This is a genomic window from Arthrobacter sp. BI5 (assembly GCF_056680065.1).
Genome location: NZ_CM155264.1, coordinates 703,728 through 725,702, shown reverse-complemented (window position 1 = coordinate 725,702; position 21,975 = coordinate 703,728). Strand labels below are relative to the sequence as shown.

The window sequence follows — 21,975 nt, the reverse complement described above, 5'->3', positions numbered from 1 at the left end:
CTGCGGCCACCGGGGAAGCACGCACGGGGGCCGCGCAAGGCAGGAGAACGCTATGCCCACCCCTGACATCACCCCCGGCGCACCGTGCTGGATCGACCTCATGACCTCGGACACGGAGCAAGCCAAGTCCTTTTACGGCGATCTCTTCGGCTGGACCTTCGAAACCGGCGACGAAGTGAAATACGGCGGCTACATCACCGCTGCGAAGAACGGTAAGTCCGTGGCCGGGTTGATGCAGAAGATGGCGGAGCAGGCCGGCTCCCCTGATGTGTGGAGCACGTACCTGCGCGCCGACGACGCCGCCGCAACTGCCGAGGCCGTGAAGGCGCACGGCGGGCAGGTTTACCTGGAACCGATGGACGTGCCCGAACAAGGCAAAATGGCCATGTTCGCCGATGCGACCGGCGCCTCGATCGGAGTGTGGGAGCCGCGCGAAATGCAGGGGTTCGAACTAGCGGCCGAGCCCGGTGCCCCGGCCTGGCACGAACTGCACACCAAGGAGTACGCCGCGGCCGTGAAGTTCTACCAGGATGTGTTCGGCTGGGACACGGATGTTATGAGCGACACCCCGGACTTCCGCTACACCACGCTCGGCGCGGGCGCCGCCGCCAAAGCCGGCATCATGGACGCCTCCGGCTACCTGCCGGCCGAGGTTCCCTCCCACTGGCAGGTCTACTTCGCCGTCCAGGACGCAGACGCCACCGCTGCCAAGGCCGAGGCGCTGGGCGCAACGGTCGTCAACGCCCCCGAGGACACCCCGTTCGGCCGGATCGCCACCCTCAGCGATCCCTCCGGCGCCCTGTTCAAGATCGTGGCGGACACCGCCCGGGAAGGCTCCGGCACGGAAAACGCCTGAGTCCGGGCGCCAAGTAAATCCTTTGGAAAAATTGCTGTAAGAAATACCGGCCAACCGCTTCCCCTGCGGCTACTGGCCGGTATTCTTTTGAGTGCCCGGGCCGGGGGAAGGCCGGGCTGACAAAAATGCTCTACCAACACCGTCGCTGGGGCACCTTGTTGGGGTTCCGTGCCGGCTGTGAGGCGTTCCGCTGGGGGCCGTCTCGCCGAATGCACATGCAATCCATCTTGTGTTCATTCACCCCTGTTTTGCTGTGCCGGGTTCTGCTTGACCAGGAGCAGACCGGCCGGTCCGCGGGCCATTGACCCGGACACACTCCACCCAGCCCTTACCCGGGCACCCTCATGAGAGTTAGAGCGGATGAAAATCACACCTTGGAAAACAGCGCTGGGCACAGCCCTGTCCGCGGGGCTCATCGCAGCGCCGCTGACGGCTCTGCCAGCCGCCGCACTGGAGGTCTCACCGGCGGCCGCCGGAACTTCGCCAGTCGTCATCAACGAGGCCTACCTCAGCGGCGGCAGCGCCGGCGCGGCCTACAAGAACAAGTTCGTCGAGCTGTACAACACCTCGGATGCCCCGGTCACGCTGGACGGCTGGTCCGTCCAGTACCGCTCCGCCACGAGCAGCGTCGCGCCGAGCACCACGGTGCCCCTGTCCGGCACCGTCCCCGCCAAGGGGTATTACCTGCTCAAGGGCGGCAGCAACGGCACTGCCGGACTGGACCTGCCCGCCGCCGACGCCACCGCCACCGGGTTCAACCCGGCCATTGCGGGCGGAACGATCGTCCTGGCCAGGCAGGCAACGGCCCTGAACCCGCTGGCGACCGACTCCGTCGTCGAACCCGCGAACGTCGCCGACCTGCTGGGCTACGGGACCTCCACCACGTTCGAAACCCAGGCGGCAACGGCGCCGTCGGGCACGGGGGACGTCAAGAGCCTGAACCGCAGCAACGGCGTTGACAGCAACAACAACGCCGCGGACTTCGCCCTCAACGCCGCGATCACCCCCAAGGCCGTCAACGGCGAAGCCGCCCCGGTTGAGCCGGCACCGGTCACTCCCCCGGCCGCCAAGAGCATCGCGGAGATCCAGGGCACCGGCACGGCCAGCCCGCTGGCCGGCACTTCCGTCGCCACCCGCGGCAAGGTCACTGCCACCTTCCCGACCGGCGGATTTGCGGGCTTCTACCTGCAGACCCCAGGAACCGGCGGCGACCTGACCCCGGCCAACCACACCGCCTCGGACGCCATCTTCGTCTATGCACCGGCCGCGGTGGCTTCGGTGCAGATCGGCGACTACGTCGAGGTCACGGGCAGTGTTGCCGAGTACTACGGCATGACCCAGCTCAACGCCACGGTGGTCGCCAAGCTGACCGAGGCCGCCCCCGAGATCAAGGCCACCGGCTTCGCCCTCCCGGCCGACGAGGCGTTCCGCGAATCCCTGGAAGCCATGCTGCTGACGCCGCAGGGTCCGGTCACCGTCGCGGACAACTACTCGCTCAACCAGTACGGCGAAATCGGCTTGGCCGGCGGCACCACCCCGCTGGAGCAGCCCACCGCCGTCGCCCCCTATGGCTCCGCCGAGTACACCGCCACCGTCGCGGCCAACGCCGCCCGCGGCATTAAGCTCGACGACGGCGCCAGCACCAACTTCCTCAAGGACGCCGCCAACAAGGCGCTGACCCTGCCGTACCTGACCCCCGCGGATCACGTCCGGGTGGGCGCGCCGGTGACGTTCAAGACCAACGTGGTGCTCAGCTACGCCAACAACTCCTGGAAGTTCCAGCCGCTGACCCAGCTGACCGCCGAAAACGCGGACACGGTCCAGCCGGCCGGCTTCGGCGCCACCCGCGCGGAGGCCCCGACGGCGGTGGGCGGCAACCTGAAGCTTGCCTCCTTCAACGTGCTGAACTACTTCCCCACCACCGGCGACCAGGTCGCCGGCTGCACGTTCTACACGGACCGCGCGGGCAACCCCATCACCGTCAGGGGTGGTTGCGACGTCCGCGGCGCCGCCAACGCCGAGAACTTCAAGCGCCAGCAGGACAAGATCGTGGCCGCCATCTCCAAGTCCGGCGCCGACGTCGTCACCCTGATGGAGGTCGAGAACTCTGCCCAGTTCGGCAAGAACCGGGACGACGCCCTGGCCAAGCTGGTGGACGCCCTGAACATCGCCACGCCCGGTATCTGGGACTACGTCCGCACCCCCGCCAACGCGCCCCCGCTGTCCGACGAGGACATGATCCGCACCGCCTTCATCTACAAAAAGGCCGCGGCCGAACCGGTGGGCGAATCCATCATCCACAACGACACGGTGGCCTTCGCCAGCGCCCGCAAGCCGCTGGCCCAGGTATTCAAGCCCGTGGGCGCCGCCGATGACAAGAAGTTCATCGCGATCGCCAACCACTTCAAGTCCAAGGGCTCCGCAGCGACGCCGGATGACACCGACAAGGGCCAGGGCAATTCGAACCTCGCCCGCACCGCCCAGGCGCAGTCCCTGCTGGCCTTCGCCGACGAGCTGCAGAAATCCAAGGGCACCGACAAGGTCTTCCTGATCGGCGACTTCAACTCCTACGCCAAGGAGGACCCGATCAACGTCCTCACGGCGGCGGGGTACGTCAACCAGGACGACAAGGCCAAGAACGCCGACGGCACCGCCAAGCACTCCTACCTCTACGGCGGCCTGGTGGGCTCGCTGGACCACATCCTCGCCTCACCGGCGGCGAACGCCGTCGTGACCGGCGCGGACATCTGGAACATCAACTCGGTGGAATCCGTGGCGCTGGAATACAGCCGCTACAACAACAACGTCACCGACTACTATGCTCCGGACCAGTTCCGCGCCAGCGACCACGATCCGGTCGTCGTTGGGCTCAACCTGCCCGCAACCCCGGCCAGCGTTGACCTGAACTTCCTGGGCATCAACGACTTCCACGGCCGCATCGATTCCAACACCGTGCTGTTCGCGGGAACCATCGAGAAGCTCCGGGCGGCCGCGGCCCCCGGCGCCACCGCGTTCCTCTCCGCCGGAGACAACATCGGCGCTTCGCTGTTCGCCTCGGCCGTTGCCAAGGACCAGCCGACCATCGATGTGCTGAACGCCCTGGAGCTGCGCACCTCGGCCGTGGGCAACCACGAGTTCGACGGCGGCTGGGCCGACCTGCGCGACCGGGTGGTCGCCGGCGGCAGCAACGCCAAGTTCCCGTACCTGGGCGCCAACGTCTACAAGAAGGGCACCACCGAGCCGGCCTTGCCGGAGTACACCGTGCTGGACATGAACGGGATCAAGGTCGCCGTGATCGGCACCGTGACCCAGGAAGTACCGTCACTGGTCACCCCCGCCGGCATCGCGGACCTCGAATTCGGCGATCCCGTCGAGGCCATCAACCGCGTCGCCGCGAAGCTCAAGGCTGACAAGCTCGCCGACGTGATCATCGTGGAGAACCACGACGGCGCCGGTTCCGGCACGCCTGAAGGCGCCACCCTGGAGCAGGAAATCGCCGCCGGCGGCCCCTTCGCCAAGATGGTCCAGGAAGTCACCCCGGATGTTGCCGCGATCTTCAACGGCCACACCCACAAGCAGTACGCGTGGGACGCACCCGTGCTGGATGCAGCCGGCCAGCCGACGGGCAAGACCCGTCCGATCGTTCAGACCGGCAACTACGGCGAGTTCATCGGGCAGATCCAGCTCACCATCGACACGAACACCATGTCCGTCACCGGCTACAAGGCGGCCAACGTCAAGCGCACCACGGACCCGGCCGCCGACCTGGTCGCTGCCTACCCGCGGGTGGCCGCGGTCAAGGCCATTGTGGACAAAGCGGTCGCCGACGCAGCCGTGATCGGCAACCAGCCGGTCGGCAAGGTCACCGCGGACATCACGACGGCGTTCGGCGGAACCCCCGCCGTGCGTGACGACCGCGCCAGCGAATCCACCCTGGGCAACCTCGTGGCGGACTCCCTGGTCGACGCGCTCAAGGCACCGGAGCTCGGCGCCGCCGAGATCGGCGTCGTCAACCCCGGCGGCCTGCGCAACGAGCTGTACTACGCCCCGGACGGCACCATCACCTACGCCGAGGCCAACGCGGTGCTGCCGTTCGTGAACAACCTCTGGACCACCACGCTCACGGGTGCGCAGTTCAAGACGTTGCTGGAGCAGCAGTGGCAGACCAACCCGGACGGCACGGTCCCCAGCCGCGCCTACCAGCAGCTGGGCGTGTCCAAGAACGTCAACTACACCTACGACGCCGCCCGCGCCGCGGGCGACCGGATCACCGCGATCCGGGTCAACGGTGCGCTGATCGACCCGGCGAAGTCCTACCGGATCGGCACGTTCAGCTTCCTGGCCACCGGTGGCGACAACTTCCGCATCTTCAAATCCGGGACCGGCACCAAGGACTCCGGGCTGGTGGACCGTGACGCGTGGATCAAGTACCTGCAGACGCACAACCCCGTCTCGCCGGACTTCGCCCGCCGCTCCGTATCCGTGGTGAACACCACCGCGGCCGAGGTCAAGAGCGGGGACCCCATCACCCTGGCGGTCTCCAAGCTGGACCTCACCTCGCTGGGCAGCCCGGCCAACACCTCGCTGCGTATCGAGTTCACCGACGCCGCGGGCACCGTGACCGGGCTCGGCACCGTGCCGGTGACCGCCGGTGCGGCCACCGTGGATGTGAAGGTGCCTGCCGGCGCCGCCGCGGGCACGGGCACCCTGGTGCTCACCGCCGTCGAATCCGGCACCGTGGTGAAGGCGGACGTGCTGGTCGCGGCCAGCGTCCCGGTCCCGCCGCAGTGCACCGCGCCGGTCAAGCCGAAGCGGCCCGCGGACCTCGTGGGCCAGGCCAACTACGGCACGGCGATGGCCGCCTACCGGAAGTGCCTGAAGGGCTAGTTCCGTAGCCCTGCCTCAGTGAGCATGCCCCTCCCCTGGCCGGAGCGGCGGACATAGTGTGCAAGTGTCCACCGCCCGGCCCGGGGAGGGAGCATGCTCATTTTTTGTGCGCGGTTTTAACGGGGTCCGGCTGCGTGGCAGCCCGGTGCGCTACCGGCCCAGGATGTCCCGGGCGATCTCGTCCGCGTCGCGCAATGTCCGCTGGCCGCTGCGGTAGACCGGTCCCCGCTGCTGCCGCGCCTCGGCCGCGATGGCAGTGCCCCACTGCGACGCGGAGAGCTGCAGCCCCAGCACGTAAATCCCGTCCGTGACGGACCCGTTCGCGCCGACGGGCCGGTACGGGCGCGGAACAACGTCCAGCCCGGAACTCTGCACGGGCACCCCTTCCGCGCTCATCATCAGGCGCGGGCGGACCAGACCGTCCGCGAGCAACTGCTCCAGCAGCGGGGACGCGTTGATGGCCACCCGGTTGGCCGGGGCCAGCGCCTCGACCAGCACCGTGGCCTGCACCTTACCTCCGCCGTCCCCGTCCCGGCCGGCCACCCAGGGCGAGGCGGCCGTAAACACTTTCGTCTTCCGGTCGACGTCGAATTTGGGGTCGGGGCCCACAAAGCTGACGACGCCGGCCCGGGCCAGGGCCGCGAGCTGCTCGGCGCGCAGGGCCGGCGGGCCACTGGCGAGCCCCTCCACGAACGATTCGAACCAGCCGCGCAGGCCGGCGACCCATGACGCGTCGGTGATGCCGCCGTCGGCCACCGCCGTTTTCAGCACCGCCCGGCCGTGGTGCAGGGCACCGATCGCCATCTTGACCGGGTCGTCCTCGCCGAGCGCGGAGCGCCGCGCGTCGTCGAGCAGATAATCGACGACGGCAGCATCCAGGTCCGCCCGGGAGGCGAAGCTGCGGCCGGCGAGCGGCGCGGCGAGGCCCAACAGGTCCAGCCGGTAGGTCGGACGGACGTGCGCATCGATCACGGCGCCGGCGGCTTCCTCCCACTTGACCGTGGAGTGGGCATGCGGCTGCAGCGCTTCCTCCAGCGCGTCCAGGAAGCCCGCCGGATCCGCGCCGACCGCATCGGGCTGCGAGCGCGCCAGGGTGGAGTAGTACGCCCACACGACGTCGCGGTGCAGCAACGGCCAGAGGTCGTGGTCGAACGCGGGCAGGATCCCGGTGGCGGCAAACTTCGAGACCGCGTCCTCGGTGCAGTACCTGAGCGACACGGCCGCCGGGTAGTAGCCGGCCAGCGCCGCCTTCGCCCGGTACGGGGTTCCGCGGCGCGAGGCGGCGATGATGAACGGTTCCCGGCCGGACGGCAGGTAGGCCAGACCCGCCCCGTCCGGGGCGGGCAGGAATTTGCCGCCGCGACCTTCGGTCAACTGGCCCATCACGTCGAAGAAGTTCAGGCCCATGCCGCGCACCAGGACCGGCTGCACCGCCGGGATCCCGGACCAGTCGACGTCGGCGGGGGCGGCCGGCGGCAGGTACTTCAATCCCAGCTCGTCCGCCGCCGCCTGCAGCTCGCGCTGCTCGGGGCTGAGCCGCGACTCCAGGTGGCCGAGGGCCAGCACCACGGACCCGGCGCCCAGCACGGTCCCGTCGTCGAGCGTGACGTGGAACCCGGCGCTCCCCTGGCTGGCGCTCCCCTGGCCGGCGGCCGGCCGGACCGACGTCGCGCTGGCCTGATGGAATTCAACGGTGACGCCGGCGGGCAGCTTCGCCAGCAGTTCCTCGAGCGTGGACCTCAGGTAGCGCCCGTACAGCGCGCGGCTGGGGAAGTCCGCGGACCCGAGCCCGGCCAGCTCGGTGCGTTCCTCGGCGGACAGCGCCGGGTGCGGGTCCCTGCGCTGCTGGTCCCGCCACTGGTCGAAGGTGCCCCCGGCCAGCGGCGCCGCCAACTCCGGATCCTCCGGCACCACGGTGGGATAGAAGGACTGCGTGTTCATCAGGTAGAGCCGGGACTGTCCGGGCTGCCAGACGTGGCCCGGACCGGCCGGGTAGGGGTCGACCACATCAATGTGCAGGGTCGCATCCGGCGTCGCGGGGGCCCAGTTGGCGAGCAGCCGCTCCAGCACACTGGTGCCCCGGGGTCCGGCGCCGATCAGTGCCGTCCGGATGCTCTGCGATTTACCCACGGGATCCAGCGTATCCGCATCCGGGCTGCCGCCTTGACTTGCCTGCCCGGCACCGGTGTTGCTTGGATGGGCGCATGACCACCTCTTCAGCTGAGTACCCCACCGCGCCCGGCGAGCCCTCCGGCGCACTGCCCGGGACCGCCCCCGAGCCCGTCGACGAGAACATCTGGCTGGAGGAAATCTACGGCGAGGAGCAGCTGGCCTGGGTCCGGGAACAAAATGCCCGCACCGAGGAACTGCTGGAGGACGCCGAATACGGCGAGCTCGAAAACCGGATCCTGGAGGTCCTGGACTCCACCGACCGGATCGCCATGGTGGGCAAACACGGCCAGTGGTACTACAACTTCTGGAAGGACCGCGACAACCCCAAGGGCCTGTGGCGCCGCACGGACTGGGCGAGCTACCGGGACGGCACGCCGGCGTGGGAAATCCTGCTCGACGTCGACGCCCTGGCCGCCGCGGAGGGCGAGGAGTGGGTCTTCCACGGCGCCAGCTTCCTCCGCCCCGCCGCCGGGCAGCCGCACCGACTGGCCCTGCTGGCACTCTCCCCCGACGGCGGCGACGCGAACCGCTACCGCGAGTTCGACGTCGAGACCCGCAGCTTCGTTGACCCTGCGGAGGGCGGCTTTGACCTGCCGACGGCGAAGGGCAACGTCTCCTGGCTGGACGCCGACACCCTGCTGGTCGCAAGCACCGCCGAGGGGCTGCCAAAAACCAGCTCCTCCTATGCCCGGACCGGCGTGGTCCTGCGGCGCGGAGAGTCCCTGGCCGCGGCCGAGCAGCTGTTTGAAATCCCGGAAGACCACATGATGGCGCTCCTGGCGCACGACTCCACCCCCGGCTTCGAGCGGACCTTCGCCGTGGACTGGATCAGCTTCTTCGAAAAGCGCACCTCGGTGCTGCGCGACGGCGTCTGGGTCGAGCTGGAGGTGCCCGCGGACGTGAACCTGAGCTCGCACCGGGAATGGCTGCTCTTCCGGCCCCAGGGCGAGTGGACCGTCAACGGTACGAGCTACCCGGCCGGGTCGCTGCTGGCGGCGGACTTCGAGGACTTCCTGGCCGGCAGCCGGGAGCTTTTCGTGCTGTTCACCCCGGATGCGCACACCTCCCTGCAGTCCTGGAGCTGGACCCGGGACTTCCTGCTGCTGAACCTGCTCCGCGACGTGTCCTCCGAGATCCGGGTGCTGGATCCGCAGCGGCCGGGCACGGACGTCGCCTGGGCCTCCAGTGTGCTGGATGCCTGCCCGCCCCTGCATGACGTCAACGCCTACGGCGTCGACGACGAGGATGGCAGCGGGGACGACGGCGCCGCCGCCGGCACTGGCGCCGACGACGCCGGGAACGACTTCTGGCTGGTGGCGACGGGGTTTGCGACGCCGAGCACCCTGACCCGCGGCACCCTGACGCGCGCCGGCGTGGACGGCGTCGTCAGCACGCACGAGGTGGTCCGGACCGCGCCGTCGTTCTTCGACGAAGAAGCCTACGAGGTCCAGCAGCACTTTGCGGTGTCCAAGGACGGCACCCGGGTGCCCTACTTCCAGATCGCCGCGCGGGACCTGGTGCTGGACGGGCAGAACCCCACCCAGCTCTCCGGCTACGGCGGATTCGAGATTTCCCGCACCCCCGCCTACAGCGGCGCCGTCGGCCGGGCCTGGCTGGAGCGGCGCACCGAGGAATCCGCGGGCGCCGACGGGGAGGCCCCGCACAGCCGCGGCGGGGTCTACGTCGTGGCGAACATCCGCGGCGGCGGCGAGTACGGGCCGTCGTGGCACCGCGCTGCGCTGCAGGACAAGCGGCACCGGGCGTACGAGGACTTCGCCGCCGTCGCGCAGGACCTGATCTCGCGCGGCGTGACGTCCCGGCAGCGGCTCGGCTGCGTGGGCGGCTCCAACGGCGGCCTGCTGGTGGGGAACATGCTCACCCAATACCCGGAACTGTTCGGCGCCGTCTCCTGCGGGGTCCCGCTGCTGGACATGCGCCGGTACAGCAAGCTGTCCGCCGGGTACTCCTGGATTGCCGAGTACGGCGACCCCGACGTGCCCGAGCAGTGGGAGTTCATCCGGACCTTCTCGCCCTACCACCTGCTCCGCGACGGGGTGGAGTACCCCGAAACGTTCATCTGGACCGCCACCTCGGATGACCGGGTGGGTCCCGTGCAGGCCCGCAAGATGGCCGCCCGGATGCAGGCCATGGGCATCCCCAATGTCTGGTTCCACGAAGCGCTCGAGGGCGGCCACGCGGGAGCCTCAGACAACCGCCAGGCCGCGGCGCTGCAGAGCCGCAGCCAGCATTTCCTCTGGCGCGCCCTGGCGGGCCGGGCCGCCTGAGTCCCCGCGCCGGCGCCGTGCGCCGACCGTTTTGCACTGCATGGCCCCTTCTGCGTATCCTTGGTTGGCTAGTAATAGCAATTGGAGACGTGCCAGAGCGGCCGAATGGGCTTCACTGCTAATGAAGTGTGGGGCACAACTCCACCGGGGGTTCAAATCCCCCCGTCTCCGCGTTTGGCCCCGGTCTTGGACCGGGGCCTTTTGCGTTCCCGGCTCCAACGCTCCCTCACCTCCGGCGCCAACCAACCCAACGCTCCCTCACCTCCGGCGGGCTTCGGACGGGCCCGCGTGTCCGGGTGGCAGGATGGGCCCATGTCGATCAACCACGCGTTTGACGCGATCATCGTAGGCGGCGGCCACAACGGCCTGGCCGCGGCAGCGTACCTGTCCAAGGCCGGCCGGAGGGTCCTGCTGTTGGAAAAGCTCGACCACCCGGGCGGCGCCGCGGTGTCCGCGCAGGCGTTCGACGGCGTGGAGGCCCGGCTCTCGCGCTATTCCTACCTCGTCAGCCTGCTGCCGCAACAGGTCATCGACGACCTCGGCCTGCAGATCACGCTGGCGCGGCGACGGTACTCCTCCTACACCCCGGACCCGGCCAACCCGGGCCGGGCGCTACTGGTCGACAATGAGGACGCCGCCGCCACGGCCGCTTCGTTCACCGCGATCGGGGCGTCCGACGACGAGTTCCGCGCCTTCAACGAGTTCTATGAGAGCTGCGGGAAACTCACCCGGGCCCTCTGGCCCACCATGACGTCGCCGCTGCCCACCCGGTCCGCGGCCCGGGAGCTCGCCGTCCGGGCCGGGGCCGGCGACGCGTGGGAAGCCATGGTCGAGCAGCCGGTGGGGCACGCCATCGCCCGGGCGCTCCAACATGACCTGGTCCGCGGCGTGGTGCTGACCGACGCGCTGATCGGCACCTTTGCCCGCGCCGACGACGTCGACCTTCAGCAGAACATCTGCTTCCTGTACCACCTGATCGGCGGCGGCACCGGTGACTGGGACGTGCCCGTGGGCGGGATGGGCGCGGTGTCCGGGGAGCTGGAACGTGCCGCCCGGGATGCAGGCGCGACGATCCTGGCGTCGGCGGAGGTCACGTCAGTCCGTCCGGGCGGCATCGTCAGTTACCGGCACGACGGCGCCCTGCACACCGTTTCCGCGCCGTGGGTCCTGTCCAACGTGGCCCCGGTGGTACTGGACCGTTTGCGCACCGCGGAGCCGGCCGGCGCCCTGCACGCCACGCAGAACCCGAACCACCTCCGCGAGGGCGCCCAGGTCAAGGTGAATCTGCTGCTCAAGCGGCTGCCCCGGCTGCTGGACGACGCCGTCAGCCCTGAAGCAGCCTTCGGTGGTACCTTCCACATCAACGAGACGTGGCCACAGCTGGATGCGGCCTACCTCAGCGCCGCGGCCGGGAATGTTCCGGACCCCTTGCCGTGCGAAATCTACTGCCATTCGTTGACCGACCCCAGCATCCTCTCCCCGGAGCTACAGGCGGCCGGCGCGCAAACCCTCACGGTGTTCGGCCTGCACGTCCCGGACCGGCTGGTTACCGCGCAGAACAACGAGGACCGCCGGGCCGAACTGCAGGATGCCGTGCTGCGGTCGCTGAACAGCGTCCTTGCCGAACCGGTCGAGGAGCTGCTCCTGGCCGGTCCGGACGGCCGGCCGTGCATCGAAACCAAGACCACACTGGACATCGAACGTGCCGTCGGCATGCCGCGCGGCAACATTTTCCACGGCGGCCTCGACTGGCCTTTCGCGGACGACGATGCGTCCCTGGACACTCCGGCGCAGCGTTGGGGTGTGGCCACGGACGATCCGCAGCTCCTGCTCTGCGGCTCCGGCGCCCGCCGCGGCGGCGCGGTCAGCGCCATCGGTGGCCACAACGCCGCCATGGCCGTGCTTGAGTCCGAGCAGCCGCCCCGCGGCTAGGCGCGCCCCGGCCTCGCTGGTCCCCGCTTGGCCGGGCGGGGAGCCCAGCCGGACTGGGCCGGACTGGGCCGGACTCGGCCGGGCGCGGCCCGCCCGAGCGTGGATCAGCCGGCCTGGCCCAGCACGAGCGGCAGCACCGCGCCGGCGCCCGCGAGCCGGAGGGCACGTCCGGCCACGGTCACGGTCCAGCGGCTGTCCACCAGGTCATCCACCAGCATGACACTCTGGCCGTGGATCCCTGCCAGGGCAGTTGCGAGCTCCGGGCCCACCACGAGGCGGTCCCAGACGCCGGCGAGCCGGTAAGCGCTGTTTCCGCCGCGGCCGCCCGTGGGGCCGCCGTGCGCCAGCTGCAACTGGCCCAGATACGGGATCCGGCCGATCTCGGAGATCCCGCGGGCCAACGACTCCACCAGCTCGGGCTTGCCGCGGGACGGAATGCTGACGATCGCTGCCGGGCGGCCGGCACCGCTCCAGCCCGGATTGCGGGTGTCGCCGGTGCCCCACTCGCGCAGGACCTGCACGCAGGCCTGCAGCATGCCCGGATCCACCGAGCGGTCGGGGGCGCCGGCGGCGAAGGTTTCCCGCAGCGCCCCGCCCCAGCCCAGGTCCGTCAGCCGGGCCAGCACGCGGCCGTTGGCCAAGCTCTCCTCCGGTTTGATCTTGCCTTTGACGTTGACTCCCAGCCGGTCCATGCCGCTGGGCCACTGCAGCCGCGGTTCCAGCACCATCCCGGCCCGGTTCAGGGTCGCCCCCGCCGCTTCGGTCGCGTCGGCGGCAATGTCGGCAGGGAACCACCGGCCGGCGCAGTTGTCACAGCGTCCGCACGCCGTCGCCGTCTCGTCATCGAGGACCGAGGTGATGTATTCCATCCGGCAGCCTGCCGTGTCCTGGTAGATCACCATGGAATCCTGCTCGTCAACACGGGCCTCGGCGATCCGGCTGTACCGCTCGGCGTCGTAGGTCCACGGCTGGCCGGTGGAGCGCCACCCGCCCCCCACACGCTCAACCGCACCGTCCACGGCCAGCACCTTCAGCAGCAGTTCCAGCGGCGTCCGGCGCAGGTCGACGCGGGCCTCGAGCGCCACCGTGGACACCGCCGTGCCGGCCTCAGCCAGGGCGGTCAAGACGGCCGAGGCTTTTTCCTCCGACGGCATCGACGCGGTGGCGAAATACTGCCAGATGTCACGGTCCTCGGAACCGGGCAGCAGCAGCACGTCGGCATTCGCGGCGCCGCGGCCGGCGCGGCCGACCTGCTGGTAGTAGGCCACCGGGGACGACGGCGCGCCGAGGTGCACCACGAAGCCGAGGTCAGGTTTGTCGAAGCCCATCCCGAGCGCGGAGGTTGCCACCAAAGCTTTCACCTGGTTGTCCTTGAGCAGCTGCTCGGCGCGCTCCCGGTCCGCGGGGTCGGTCCGGCCGGTGTAGGCGAGCACTTCATGGCCGGCCTCCGCCAGCAGGCGGGCGGTGTCCTCCGCAGCGGACACCGTAAGGGTGTAAATGATGCCGCTGCCGGGCAGGTCCTTCAGGTGCGTGAGCAGCCAGCCCAGCCGTTCCCTGGAATCGGGCAGCCGCAGCACGCCCAGGCGCAGGGATTCACGGCCCAGGGCGCCGCGAATGGTCAGCACGCCCTCGCCGAGCTGTTCCTCGATGTCGTGGACCACCCTGGAGTTGGCGGTGGCGGTGGTGGCCAGGACCGGGACACTGTCCGGCAGCTGGGTGATCAGGTCCGCGATCCGGCGGTAGTCGGGGCGGAAGTCATGGCCCCAGTCCGAGATGCAGTGCGCCTCATCAATCACCAGCAGCCCGGTCCGGCGGACCAGCTCAGGCAGCTGGTTCTCGCGGAACGACGGGTTAGTGAGCCGCTCCGGGGAGACCAGGAGCACGTCCACTTCGTCGGCCGCCAGCTGTTCGCGGACGGTGTTCCAGTCCAACTGGTTGGCAGAGTTGATCGCCACCGCGCGGACTCCGGCCCGCGCCGCGGCAGCGACCTGGTCGCGCATCAGCGCGAGGAGCGGGGACACGATCAGGGTGGGACCGGCACCGCGGCGGCGCAGCAGCAGGGACGCGACGAAGTAGACGGCCGATTTACCCCAACCGGTGCGCTGCACCACCAAAGCCCGGCGGCCGCCGTCGACCAGGGCCTCGATGGCCTCGAACTGTCCGTCATGGAACTCCGCGCCGGGGTGCCCCACGAGTTCACGCAGCACGGCCTGGGCCTGGTCACGGGTCCCGGTACCCCCGGCGGGGACGGGCTGGGGAGCGGACAGGACTGCAGCGTTCTGGTTATTGGCCATTGATTCAGTATCCCAGCCCCCTCCGACAGCCGCGAAGCCGGGCGGAGCCGTATGTGGATAAGCTGCGTCCACATACGCCGCCAGCCCCGGACAGCCTGCAGAGGCTTCCACGTAAGATAGGAGCCGTGACTAGCGACCAGACGAAAACTTTTGACCTCTCGGCTTCCTTCAAGGCCTACGACGTGCGCGGGATTGTGGGCGACTCCATCACCGCGGAGATTGTCGAGGCCGTGGGAGCCGCTTTCGTGGACGTCCTGGATCTGGCGGGGCAGACCGTGCTGGTCGGCGGCGACATGCGCCCCTCTTCCCCCGAGTTCAGCCGGGCCTTCGCCAACGGCGCGGCAACCCGCGGCGCCAATGTCCAGCTCCTAGACCTGATCTCCACCGACGAGCTGTACTACGCCTGCGGCGCCCTGAACGCGGCCGGCGCCACTTTCACCGCCAGCCACAACCCGGCCGAATACAACGGCATCAAGATGGCCAAGGCGGGCGCCGTGCCGATCTCCTCCGAGACCGGGCTCAAGGAGATCCAGGCCCTCGCCGAGGAATACCTCAACACCGGCACCATCCCCGCCAACGGCCCCCGCGGCGTGATCAGCGTCCGCGACGTGCTCAAGGACTACGCCGAGTACCTGCGCAGCCTGGTTGACCTGAGCGGATCCCGGCCGCTCAAGGTCGTCGTGGACGCCGGCAACGGGATGGCCGGCATGACCACGCCGGCGGTGCTGGGCGACACGCTGCTGCCCAAGCTTCCGCTTGAGATCATCCCGCTCTACTTCGAGCTGGACGGGTCCTTCCCGAACCACCCGGCCAACCCGCTGGAGCCGGAAAACCTCCGCGACCTGCAGGCCGCCGTCGTCGAGCATGGCGCCGATCTCGGCCTGGCATTCGACGGCGACGCCGACCGCTGCTTCGTGATCGACGAAAAGGGCGAGCCCGTCTCGCCGTCGGCCGTCACCGGCATGGTGGCGCGCCGGGAAATCGCCCGCGCCAAGGCCAACGGCGAGGAAACACCCACGATCATCCACAACCTCCTGACGTCCAGGGCGGTGCCCGAACTGGTGGTCAAAGACGGCGGCCGCGCCTTCCGCACCCGCGTGGGACACTCCTTCATCAAGGCCGTCATGGCCGCCGAAGGGGCGATCTTCGGCGGCGAGCACTCCGCCCACTTCTACTTCCGCGATTTCTGGAATGCGGACACCGGCATGCTGGCCGCCATGCACGTCCTGGCTGCCCTCGGCGAGCAGGACGGCCCGCTGTCCGACCTCGGCCGCGAATACGAGCCCTACCAGTCCTCCGGCGAGATCAACTCGGAAATCGAGGACAAGGCAGCCGCCGTGGAGCGGGTCCGGCTGGACTTCCACAACGAAGACGTTGAGGTGGACTACCTCGACGGCAGCACCTTCATCGCGGCGGACGGAAGCTACTGGTTCAACCTGCGTCCATCCAACACCGAGCCCTTCCTCCGCCTGAACGTCGAGGCCACGGACCTGGCCACCATGGAACGGGTCCGCGACCGGGTCCTGGCCCTGGTCCGGGGCTGAACGCCATGACCGACTCATCCGAAGCCCAGGGCCCAGTCCTGCAGCCGGCTGACCCCGCCGAGGACTCCTGGCGCGGCTCGGTGCCGGATGCCAGCGCCACCGACCTGGAGAACCTGCTCGGCACCGGCGTGGGAGCAGCCCAGGAACAGCTAGAACGCAACGGCGGTTTCCTGCCCTTCGCCCTGGTCGTGGAAAACGACGGCGAGGTCCGCCTCGTTGCGGTTACCCCCGCGGACGCGGCCGGGGACAGCGACGCCGACTTCGACGCCGACGGCATGATCAATGACCTCACCGAGCTGCTCCGGCAGCACCGGGACGAGTTCCGCGCCGCCGCGGTTGTCTGCGACATCACCTTGCTGGAAGAAGAGTCGGACGCGATCCACGTCGCCGCCGAGCACAGGGACGGCTCCGTATTCGCGGCCGTGCTGCCCTACGGCGCCAACCCGGAGACGCACGAGCTGGTGTTTGGCGAACTCTCCGCCGATAGCAACGACCCCGCTGTCTGGGTGGACTAGACCAGGCCGGTGCCATGAAGATCAACGCCTTCGCGGACGTGAGCCTGCGCGCCATGATGGTGCTCGCGGCCGCCGCCGACGGCGAACTGCTTACCACCCAGAGCATCGCGGACGCCGTCGGCACGCCCTACAACCACGTCAGCAAGGCGATGGCGAAGCTGCGCGAACTGGGCCTGATCGACGTCGAACGCGGCCGGAACGGCGGGTCCCGACTCAGTAGCGCAGGGCGCCTGGCGACCGTCGGGCAGCTGCTGCGCGCACTGGACACCCGGGCCGACCCGGCCGACTGCGTCGCCGCCGCGGGCACCTGCCCCCTGATCAACGAGTGCCGGCTCCGCGGCGCCCTGGGCCGCGCCCGCGAGGCCTTCTACCGTGAGCTTGACGACATTGTCGTCGCTTCGCTACCCACCTCGCGGCAGATGAATCCCGTCTTCCAGGCGATCGGCCTGCGCCCCGGCCTGTAGCGGCCCCTGCCCACGGTGGCGGCCGCCGAGGAGCGCGACAGCGGGCGCCACGCCCGGGCGGCGCTCCGATTTGAAACTGTTTTCTACGACGTGTAGAACTGAGGCATAAATACTCGTATTTCAAATGCAGGTATTCAGCACGGTCCGGTTGAAGACCCCGGGCCACTACCTCAGGAGTCAGCAATGCTCTCGGACAAGTCCTTCCCCGTCATCGAGGCCACCCTGCCGCTGGTCGGCTCCCGGATCGGCGAAATTACCCCCAAGTTTTACGCCCGGCTCTTCGGCGCGCACCCCGAACTGCTGGACGGACTGTTCAGCCGTTCCAACCAGCGCTCCGGCAACCAGCAGCAGGCCCTGGCCGGAAGCATCGCCGCTTTCGCCAGCCACCTGGTGAGCAACCCGGGCACCCTGCCGGAGACCGTGCTGTCCCGCATCGCGCACCGCCACGCCTCGCTCGGCATCACCGAACCGCAGTACCAGGTGGTTTACGAGCACCTCTTCGCCGCCATCGCCGAGGATCTGGCGGAAGTCATCACCCCGGAAATCGCCGAAGCCTGGACCGAGGTCTACTGGCTGATGGCCGACGCGCTGATCAAACTCGAGAAGGGCCTTTACGCCAGCCAGGCCAACGGCAAAATGTGGACCCCGTGGAAGGTCGCTGCGAAGACCCCCGCCGGCACCGGCTCCATGACGTTCACCCTGGAACCGGCCGACGACACACCCATCACGCCGGCGCTTCCGGGCCAGTACGTCAGCGTCAAGGTCACCCTCCCGGACGGCCTGCGCCAGGTCCGCCAGTACTCGCTCTCCGGCGACGCCGGCACCAGCCGCAGCTTCACCACCAAGCTCGACGACGGCGGCGAGGTCTCCCCCGTGCTGCACCACCACGTCGAGGTCGGCGACGTCCTGGAAATCTCCAACCCGTACGGCGAAATCACGCTCAAGGAAAGTGACGGCCCCGTGGTCCTGGCCTCCGCCGGCATCGGCTGCACGCCGTCCGCCTCGATCCTGCGCTCCCTCGCCGAGTCCGGCTCGGACCGCCAGGTCCTGGTCCTGCACGCGGAAAGCACCCTGGACAGCTGGGCGTTGCGCTCCCAGATGACGGACGACGTCGAGCGCCTCGACGGTGCCGAGCTGCAGCTCTGGCTTGAGCGGCCGGAAGCCGGGGCGAGGGAAGGGTTTATGTCGCTGCGCGACGTGGACCTGCCGGCCAACGCCTCGCTGTACCTGTGCGGTCCGCTGCCGTTCATGAAGAACATCCGCAACGAGGCCATCAACGCCGGCATCCCCGCCACGAAGATCCACTACGAGGTCTTCGGCCCGGACATCTGGCTCGCCAACTGAAGCAAGCATCGGCTGCTCCGTAACCGATGAGATCACGACGGCGGCCCGCACCTTTCGCAGCAAGGGTGCGGGCCGCCGTCGTGGTTAACCGGACCAGGCTCCCCGGCCCGGGCCGCGCCGCGTCAGGTCACGACGGCACAGCGGTGATCGCGTGGCCGAACCGCAGGAGGTTGCCGGGGTCGTAGCTGGATTTCGCGGCCCTCATCCGTTCGTAGACGGCGGGCGACCAGGCCCTGGCCCGGTCAGCCTCATCGCCGGGTTCTCCGTGGAAGTTCACCAGGGTAAATCCGGTGGAGTGCGGGGCCATCGCGGCCAGGACCGTGCGGATGGCTGCCGAGACGGCCTCGGCAACCGGCGGCATCTTGAACCCGACGAGGAAGAGCAGGAACGCCGCGTCCCGCCCGGACACGGCATTCGGAAGCGCCCCGGCGCGGGCCAGGGCTCCTCCCAGCGGCCGGATTTCGACCAGCAGCAGCGGACAGTCCGAGCCTTCGCCGGTGTGTTTCAGCAACTCGGCCAGGGTCTCGTCGCCGAGGTCTTTCAGCATCGCCCCGCCGGCCGTGAAAGGGAGCGGATCCGCCGGATCCATGTGGATCTGGTCCACGTCGAGGTAGCTCATGGGCCCGGCCGTGTCCATCAACGGGGTCGAGACGGCGCGCATCGGGGCAAGCAGCGCGTCACCGGCGTCCCGGTTCCCCATCAGGGCGAAGCGGAGGTGCACCACGAACTGGCCCCGCAGCGGCCCGGGGACGAACTCCATGTCCGGAAGCCGCAGCAGCGAGATCGAGGGCGAGGCGTGATCCGGCAGCGTGGGAACCCACTCCCGGAAGGCAGCCATGATGAGGGCCGCATCGGCGCCCGGATAGATGATGCCGCCGCCGTAGAACTCGCCCAGACGAAAGAGGCTGAACTCGAGTTCGGTAACAATCGCGAAGTTGCCCTTGCCGCCGAGCATCAACGCGAACAGCTCGGCTTCGGCCTCGGCGTCGATCCGGCGCAGCGCACCGTCCGCCGTGACCACCTCCATGCTGCGGACATGGTCCGCCGCAAAGCCGTGGGCGCGGCCCAGCACCGGAAGCCCGCCGCCCACCGTGTACCCCACGACGCCGACGTCGGTGCTGGAGCCGTGCAGTCCGACCAGCCCGAGCGGGACACTCGCTTCCAGGACGCTGCGCCACTTCACCCCGGCGCCCACCCTCGCGGTGCGTTCCACCGGGTCAATGTGCAGCCCCTGCAGCCGCCTGGTGTTGATCAGCAGGCCGCCCTCCACCACTGAGTCGGCGCCGTGCCCGGTGGCCTGGACGGCCACCGGGAGCCGGCGTTCTGCCGCCCATGTGACCCCGGCGGCGACATCCTGGGCGGTGCTGGCGCCCAGCACGACGTCGGGCCGGTGGACGGTGGCGGCGTTGAACGCGAACGTCTCGGCCGCGTATTCGGGGCTGTCCGGCAAAGCTACCGGGCCGCTGACAGCTGCGGACAGGGCCTGGATATCGTCAGTGACAAGCATGATGTGCTCCTGGGGTCTCGCCTGCCGCGGCAGGCGGAGGGCGCGTCACCGTGCGCCCGGAATGTTCCCCGCATCCCCGACAGGCAGCGGCCGGCCCGGCTGATGAATGCGATGAGCCTAAGGGCCCCTCCCGGCTGCGGGCTAGGGGCCTAAGTCCCTGCAGCCGCTGCCTCCCGCCCATGGGAAAACGACGGCGGCCCCGCACCTTGCGCAAGGTGCGGGGCCGCCGTCGGTGGATCAGCGCCTGCTAGTGCGCCGCCATCCGTTCCTTGAGGAAATCGAGCTCCGAGCGCAGCGCTTCCGGGAGCGAGTCGCCGAACTTGGCGTACCACTCCTCGATGGAGGCCAGCTCGGCGTCCCATTCCTCGCGGTCAACACGCACGGCGTCTTCCACGTGGGCGTGGGTCAGGTCCAGGCCGGTCAGGTCCAGCGAGTGGCCGGTCGGAACGAATCCGATGGGCGTTTCGACCGCGTCGGCCTTGCCCTCGATGCGCTCGATGGCCCACTTGAGGACACGGGCGTTGTCGCCGAAGCCGGGCCAGGCGAAGTCGCCGTCGGCCGTGCGGCGGAACCAGTTGACCAGGAAGATGTGCGGCAGCCGCTCCGGGTTGGCCTTGCCGGAGACGCTGATCCAGTGCTTCAGGTAGTCGCCAGCGTCGTAGCCGATGAACGGCAGCATGGCCATCGGGTCGCGGCGGAGCACGCCGACCTGTCCCGCGGCGGCAGCCGTGGTCTCCGAGGAGAGCGTGGAGCCCATGAAAATGCCGTTGGTCCAGTTGCGGGCCTGGGTCACCAGCGGAACCGTGGTCTTGCGCCGGCCGCCGAAGAGGATCGCGGAGATTTCCACACCCTCGGGGTTGTAGTACTCCTCGGCCAGCATGTCGACCTGGGAGATCGGGGTGCAGAAGCGGGAGTTGGGGTGCGCGGCGGGCTGGTCCGACTCCGGGGTCCAGTCGTTGCCCTGCCAGTCGGTCAGGTGCGCCGGAACCTCGTCGGTCATGCCCTCCCACCACACGCCGCCGTCGTCCGTGAGGGCGACGTTGGTGAAGATGCTGTGGCCCTTGGCGATGGCGCGCATGGCGTTGGGGTTGGTGCCCCAGCCGGTGCCGGGGGCGACGCCGAACAGGCCCGCTTCCGGGTTGGTGGCGCGCAGTTCGCCTTCCTTGCCGATCCGCATCCACGTGATGTCGTCACCCAGGGTTTCGACGTCCCAGCCTTCGATGGTCGGATCGAGCAGCGCCAGGTTGGTCTTGCCGCAGGCCGACGGGAAGGCCGCGGAGATGTAGTAGTTCTTCTTCTCCGGGGAGGTCAGCTTGAGGATGAGCATGTGCTCCGCCAGCCAGCCTTCGTCCCGGGCCATGACCGAGGCGATGCGCAGGGCGTAGCACTTCTTGCCCAGCAGGGCGTTGCCGCCGTAGCCGGAACCGAAGGACCAGATGGAGCGCTCTTCCGGGAAGTGCACGATCCACTTGTCCGGGTTGCAGGGCCAGGCGACGTCGGCCTGGCCGGGGGCCAGCGGCGCGCCCAGGGAGTGCAGCGCCGGGACGAAGAAGGCGTTGGTGGCGGTGATCTTGTCCAGGACATTGGTGCCGATCGTGGCCATGATGCGCATCGAGGCGACAACGTAGGCGCTGTCCGTGATCTCCACGCCGAACTTGGGGTCCTCGGCGTCGAGGTGCCCCATGACGAAGGGGATGACGTACATGGTGCGGCCGCGCATGGAGCCGCTGAACAGGCCGCGCAGCTTCTCCTTCATCTCTGCCGGTGCCATCCAGTTGTTGGTGAAGCCGGCATCGCGTTCGTTCTCGGAGCAGATGAACGTCTGTTCTTCGACGCGGGCGACGTCGGCGGGGTCGGAGAACGCTGCGAAGGAGTTCGGGAACAGCTTCTCGTTCAGCCGGGTCAGGGTGCCGGCGGCCACGAGCTCGTCCGTGAGCCGGGTGTTCTCCTCCTCCGAACCATCAACCCAGTGGATCCGGTCCGGCTGGGTCAGTTCAGCAACCTCTTCAACCCATGCCAGCAGCCCGGCATGTGTGGTGGGTGCTTTCTCAAGCAGCGGCAGTCGCGCCAGATCGCCCATTACGGTTCCCTTCCTCGGGTTCAGTGGTGTGTCCTAAATGCTAGGTCTCGCCGAGGCCTCAGCTTCAGGGCCGAATATGAGTTGACGATGAGCCG

The 21,975-nt window shown here is 69.1% G+C and carries 12 protein-coding genes and 1 tRNA gene; 9 read left to right on the top strand and 4 right to left on the bottom strand.

The window, feature by feature from the left end:
* Positions 1 to 52: 52 nt before the first annotated feature.
* Both AC1MED_RS03430 and AC1MED_RS03425 read left to right on the top strand, forming a co-directional pair.
* The gene (locus tag AC1MED_RS03430) at positions 53 to 856 is read left to right on the top strand and encodes a VOC family protein (protein ID WP_479785443.1); all 804 of its coding nucleotides are present in this window, start codon (positions 53 to 55) and stop codon (positions 854 to 856) included.
* Positions 857 to 1,216: 360 nt separating this feature from the next.
* Positions 1,217 to 5,743 carry an ExeM/NucH family extracellular endonuclease gene (locus AC1MED_RS03425; protein WP_479785441.1) on the top strand — a complete coding sequence of 1,509 codons (4,527 nt, stop codon included), beginning with the start codon at positions 1,217 to 1,219 and terminating at the stop codon, positions 5,741 to 5,743.
* Positions 5,744 to 5,893: 150 nt separating this feature from the next.
* Here AC1MED_RS03425 and AC1MED_RS03420 read toward each other — a convergent pair whose 3' ends face one another.
* A complete protein-coding gene (locus tag AC1MED_RS03420) occupies positions 5,894 to 7,873 on the bottom strand; it encodes an FAD/NAD(P)-binding protein (protein ID WP_479785439.1) in 1,980 nt (659 codons plus the stop codon).
* A gap of 74 nt (positions 7,874 to 7,947) precedes the next feature.
* Between AC1MED_RS03420 and AC1MED_RS03415 the strand changes: the two genes are divergently transcribed.
* The 3 genes from AC1MED_RS03415 (at position 7,948) to AC1MED_RS03405 (ending at position 12,132) form a co-directional block, all read left to right on the top strand.
* The gene (locus tag AC1MED_RS03415) at positions 7,948 to 10,200 is read left to right on the top strand and encodes a prolyl oligopeptidase family serine peptidase (RefSeq protein WP_479785437.1); all 2,253 of its coding nucleotides are present in this window, start codon (positions 7,948 to 7,950) and stop codon (positions 10,198 to 10,200) included.
* An 83-nt stretch (positions 10,201 to 10,283) separates the two neighbouring features.
* A tRNA-Ser gene (locus AC1MED_RS03410) sits at positions 10,284 to 10,371 on the top strand.
* A 141-nt stretch (positions 10,372 to 10,512) separates the two neighbouring features.
* Positions 10,513 to 12,132, top strand: a complete 1,620-nt coding sequence (locus AC1MED_RS03405; RefSeq protein ID WP_479785436.1) for a phytoene desaturase family protein — start codon at positions 10,513 to 10,515, stop codon at positions 12,130 to 12,132.
* 104 nt (positions 12,133 to 12,236) lie between these two features.
* Here the strand turns inward: AC1MED_RS03405 and AC1MED_RS03400 are convergent, their stop codons facing one another.
* Positions 12,237 to 14,426: a RecQ family ATP-dependent DNA helicase gene (locus tag AC1MED_RS03400; protein ID WP_479785434.1), complete on the bottom strand. Its 2,190-nt coding sequence runs from the start codon at positions 14,424 to 14,426 to the stop codon at positions 12,237 to 12,239.
* A 125-nt stretch (positions 14,427 to 14,551) separates the two neighbouring features.
* Between AC1MED_RS03400 and AC1MED_RS03395 the strand changes: the two genes are divergently transcribed.
* From AC1MED_RS03395 to AC1MED_RS03380, 4 genes are all read left to right on the top strand, one after another.
* A complete protein-coding gene (locus AC1MED_RS03395; RefSeq protein ID WP_346960413.1) occupies positions 14,552 to 15,970 on the top strand; it encodes a phosphomannomutase/phosphoglucomutase in 1,419 nt (472 codons plus the stop codon).
* Positions 15,971 to 15,975: 5 nt separating this feature from the next.
* Entirely contained in the window at positions 15,976 to 16,485 is a 510-nt protein-coding gene (locus tag AC1MED_RS03390) for a hypothetical protein (RefSeq protein ID WP_479785433.1), read from the top strand.
* Positions 16,486 to 16,499: 14 nt separating this feature from the next.
* Positions 16,500 to 16,949, top strand: coding sequence for an RrF2 family transcriptional regulator (locus AC1MED_RS03385; protein ID WP_479785432.1), 450 nt, complete (start codon positions 16,500 to 16,502; stop codon positions 16,947 to 16,949).
* Positions 16,950 to 17,132: 183 nt separating this feature from the next.
* Positions 17,133 to 18,293, top strand: coding sequence for a globin domain-containing protein (locus AC1MED_RS03380; protein ID WP_346960416.1), 1,161 nt, complete (start codon positions 17,133 to 17,135; stop codon positions 18,291 to 18,293).
* Positions 18,294 to 18,420: 127 nt separating this feature from the next.
* Here the strand turns inward: AC1MED_RS03380 and AC1MED_RS03375 are convergent, their stop codons facing one another.
* Both AC1MED_RS03375 and AC1MED_RS03370 read right to left on the bottom strand, forming a co-directional pair.
* Entirely contained in the window at positions 18,421 to 19,800 is a 1,380-nt protein-coding gene (locus tag AC1MED_RS03375; RefSeq protein ID WP_479785430.1) for an FAD-binding oxidoreductase, read from the bottom strand.
* 247 nt (positions 19,801 to 20,047) lie between these two features.
* On the bottom strand, positions 20,048 to 21,880 hold the full coding sequence (locus AC1MED_RS03370; RefSeq protein ID WP_479785429.1) for a phosphoenolpyruvate carboxykinase (GTP): 1,833 nt from the start codon (positions 21,878 to 21,880) through the stop codon (positions 20,048 to 20,050).
* Positions 21,881 to 21,975 lie beyond the last annotated feature (95 nt).